This window comes from Deltaproteobacteria bacterium (genome assembly GCA_028818775.1).
Taxonomy (GTDB): domain Bacteria; phylum Desulfobacterota; class Binatia; order UBA9968; family JAJDTQ01; genus JAJDTQ01.
This window is the reverse complement of record JAPPNE010000016.1, coordinates 1-2,274: the sequence shown is the minus strand read 5'-3', so window position 1 is coordinate 2,274 and position 2,274 is coordinate 1. Positions and strand designations below refer to the sequence as shown.

Annotated in this window: 2 protein-coding genes; both read left to right on the top strand. The window is 69.6% G+C overall.

The window, feature by feature from the left end; translation table 11 throughout:
• On the top strand, positions 1 to 200 hold a 200-nt coding region (locus OXU42_01350; GenBank protein ID MDE0028035.1), incomplete at its 5' end, for a hypothetical protein.
• A 67-nt stretch (positions 201 to 267) separates the two neighbouring features.
• On the top strand, positions 268 to 2,274 hold a 2,007-nt coding region (locus OXU42_01345), incomplete at its 3' end, for a hydantoinase/oxoprolinase family protein (protein MDE0028034.1).

Below are 2,274 nucleotides of genomic sequence, written 5' to 3'. Positions count from 1 at the left end.
TGGCCCAGTACCACCTGTTCTACGACCTCGCCATCGGCGGCGGCGGGGTGCTGGCCGGCGTCATGCTCAACTTTACCGACAACAACTATCCGGCTATGTTCCTTGCCACCACGGTGGTGGGCCTCGGCGGGTTCGTGCTGTTCGTGATGAAGCACCGGGCGGCCGGACGCGCCACGCTCTCGCCAGGGAATCCAGGGTGACGGGCCGCCCGTGTTCGCTGCCCTTCGGCCCGTGGTGAAAGTCGGCTCCACATCAAGGGCAAGTGACATGGCTGTGACACAGAACCGGTATCGCGTCGGCATCGACGTCGGCGGGACCTTCACGGACGTCACGGTGCTGGAGGAGGCGACGGGGCGCATCCGCGAGGTGCGCAAGGTGCCGTCCAATCCGGCGGCGCCGCTGGAGGTGCTCGACGGGGTTCTGGCGGACCTGCGCGCCAAGTGGGGCGCCGATGCCTTGTCCTACCTGCTCCACGGTTCCACTCACGCGCTCAACACCGTGCTCGAGGAGAAGGGCAGCCGCACCGGTCTGCTCACCACCCTGGGGTTCCGCGACGTCTACGAGATCGCGCGCCAGTGGAAGGGCGAGGAAGTCTTCAACATCTTCTATCCCGGAGGCAAGCGCTTCGTGCCGCGCCGGCGCGTGGCGGAGGTGACCGAGCGCCTGGACAAGTCCGGCGCCGTGCTGGTGCCGCTGGACCTGGACGCGGTCGACGAGGCCGTGGCCGGGCTCATGGAGCAGGGTATCGACGCTCTCGCCGTCGCGTTCCTGTTCTCCTACGTGAACCCGGAGCACGAGCGCCTGGCGGCGGAGCACATCCGGTCTCGCTACCCGGGCTTGTTCGTATCACTGTCGTCGGAAGTGAACCCGGTGTGGCGCGAGTACGAGCGCACCGCCACCACCGTGCTGAACGCTTACCTGGGTCCGCGCATGGAACGGTACTTCTCGGGCATGGAAGAGACCGTGTTACGGCACTTCCGGGAGGCGCACCCCTTCCTGATGAAGTCCAACGGCGGCATCGGCGCGCCCAGGGCCATGGCGCGGTTCCCGGTGCAGACGCTCATGTCCGGTCCGGTGGCGGGGGTGGTGGCGGCCCATGAACTGGGGGCGCGCAACGGCGTCTCCAACCTCATTTCGCTGGACATCGGCGGCACCAGCAGCGACATGTCGTTGATCCCGGGCAAACCGCTGTTCCGCACCGAGTGGCGCATCGGGCGCCATCCCGTGCGCGTGGACTCGGTGGAGGTGGAGAGCCTGGGGGCGGGTGGCGGCAGCCTGGCCCAGGTGCGCTACGGCAAGGTGCTGCAGGTGGGACCGCGGAGCGCCGGGGCGGTGCCCGGACCCGCCTGCTACATGCGCGGCGGCGACCAGCCGACTTTGACCGACGCGCTGGTGCAGCTCCGCCACCTGAATCCCCGGACGCTGCTCCAGGGCGAGATGGCCATCGACGCGGAGCTGTCGGCGGAGGCCATCCGCCGGGAGGTGGCCGAGCCCCTGGGCATGTCGGAGGACGACGCGGCCCTGGGAATCCTGCGCGTGCTGGTGGCCAACATCGTCGCCTCCATGCGCACCATCACCATCGAGCGCGGCTTCAATCCCGCCGACTTCGTGCTCGCGCCCTTCGGCGGCATGGGGCCGACGCTGGCCACCGCGGTGGCTTCGTCGCTGGGCATCGGGCGGATCCTGGTGCCCGCGGACCCGGGCAACTTCAGCGCCTTCGGCATGCTGCTGTCCGACCTGCGCTCGGACGCGGTCACCACGAAGGTCTTCGCACTCGACCCGGACACCCTGGCCGGTGCGGTGACCGCCCTGCGCGAGCTCGAGGACGAGGTCCGCCGCGAGTTGGCCTCCCAGGGCCCGTCCCCCGACCAGATCCGTGTTGAATGGCTGCTGGACATGCGGTACCGTGAGCAGGCCTACGAGTTGACGGTGCCCATCGCCAAGGACCCCGCGAAGCTCAACGTCGAGGAGATCTGCGAGCGGTTCGGCCAGGCCCACGAGCAACGCTACGGCCACCGGGCCGACGACGAGGTGGTGGAGGTGGTGAACCTGAGGGCTTCCGCCTACGCTTCGCTGGGGAAACCGGAGCTGTCTCGGGGCGAGGACACCGGGGCTCGGGAGCCCGCGGCGCAGGCGCGCCGCCGCGCCGTAATGCTCGACGGCGTGCACGACGTGCCGGTGTTCGGCAGGGACGATCTGGCCCCGGGGGCGGCGCTGGACGGCCCGGTCATCGTCGAGGAGAAGACCTCCACCACGGTGGTGGAGCCGGGCTGG